This is a genomic window from Methanosarcina sp. UBA5, assembly GCF_002505485.1.
In the GTDB taxonomy this organism is placed as follows: Archaea; Halobacteriota; Methanosarcinia; order Methanosarcinales; family Methanosarcinaceae; genus Methanosarcina.
This window is the reverse complement of record NZ_DAVG01000037.1, coordinates 1-1,516: the sequence shown is the minus strand read 5'-3', so window position 1 is coordinate 1,516 and position 1,516 is coordinate 1. Positions and strand designations below refer to the sequence as shown.

Here is a 1,516-nt window from a genome sequence, read left to right as displayed (position 1 = left end):
TCTTCAATAATAGAGGCTAAAGTCAACAAATTGGTTGAAGCCAAAATTACAGAGTTATTGGGAAATTCTCTGTAACTCAATCTTTTTTCTAGCGTTTTGAAATAAGGATCGTAAAGTGGACTTCAAAGTCACCTCTATGCACATATGAGTAATAACTGTGGGGGAAAACAAATGGATGATAGAGATTTTTTGTTAAGAGAATTACACCGGTTTGTAAAAGAAAATGGCAGAAATCCTGGGTACAACGACTTACGTAATTATAATGGCTATCCTTCAAATTCTGCATATACGAGAACTTTTGGAAGTGTCAGAAAAGGATTGATCACTGCTGGATTACTCAGAGAAGATGGTGAAAGTGAGGAATTTTTACTAAGTGAAATTGAAAGGTTTAAAGAAGAAAATAAAAGATTACCAACACATGTTGAGATGTGTACTAAAAAGGGTTATCCTACCCACCATGCATATGAGAGGGTATTTGGATCTTGGAAAAATGCGTTAATTGCTGGCGGTTATGTTTTAGAACATGATAATACTGAAGAATATTTAATTCGTGTATTAAGAAAATATAATGAAGAAAATGGAAGATACCCAATGCAAAGAGATATGACAATATATAATGGTTATCCATCTATTCATTGTTTCCTTGAGACTTTTGGTTCTTGGAGTAATGCTTTAAAGGCGGCAGATATGGACCGAATGGATCAAGATTTTTTTAAACCTGAAAATATGAACCTTAGAAAATGGTATATTATTGGCTATATTATTGCTGACGGTTGGGTAAATAAAAACTATATAAGAATAAGTACAGTAGAAAAAGACAAGGATAATTTGTACGCTATGAATGATTATATTGAGAAAGAAAATAATATGATCCCACGAAAGAAATACGTTTTTGAAAAAAGGAATTTATATTTTAAAGATAAAGTGTACAAAGCCCAGCCTGTCTATCAAATACAATTTCATAACAAATATTGGATAAAAGATCTAATGTTATATGGAATTGTTGAAAATAAGACGCATATTTCATATATACCACTCGATTACTTAAAAACACCAGAAGAAGAAGCTGCCATAATGAGGGGAATCTTTGATGGAGATGGGTCGATCAGTGTTGACGTAAACCATTGGATTGATGGCAAAACTACTACACATCATCCAATTTTTAAACTTACAGGCTCTAAAAAACTATGTGAAGATTATGCTTTTTTACTTGAAAAAAACTGTGGTGTTAAACCCAACATATTACCTGAAAGAAGTGTTTTTCAAATTAGAACAAGTGGTATTCCAAATTGCACAAAGATCTTCAATTTTCTCTACGGGCATGAAAATTTTTTTATTCAGAGAAAAAAAGAAAGATTAGTAAAGCTTTTGAATGGAGTATATACACCAGAGGGAGATAATTATTAACTTTTTTTCTCCCTTTCAATTGGATCTTAATAAGATAGCTGTTTCTTAGGCACGCCTTACATACCTCTCTTTTTAATCAAGTACTCTTTGTGCGTGCGCACTACATATT

1 protein-coding gene is annotated in these 1,516 nt (G+C 32.2%); it reads left to right on the top strand.

Translation table 11 applies throughout. The features are described from left to right. The first annotated feature begins 171 nt into the window (after positions 1-171). Positions 172-1,407, top strand: coding sequence for a homing endonuclease associated repeat-containing protein (locus BP621_RS03520; RefSeq protein WP_292387986.1), 1,236 nt, complete (start codon positions 172-174; stop codon positions 1,405-1,407). Positions 1,408-1,516: the final 109 nt, after the last annotated feature.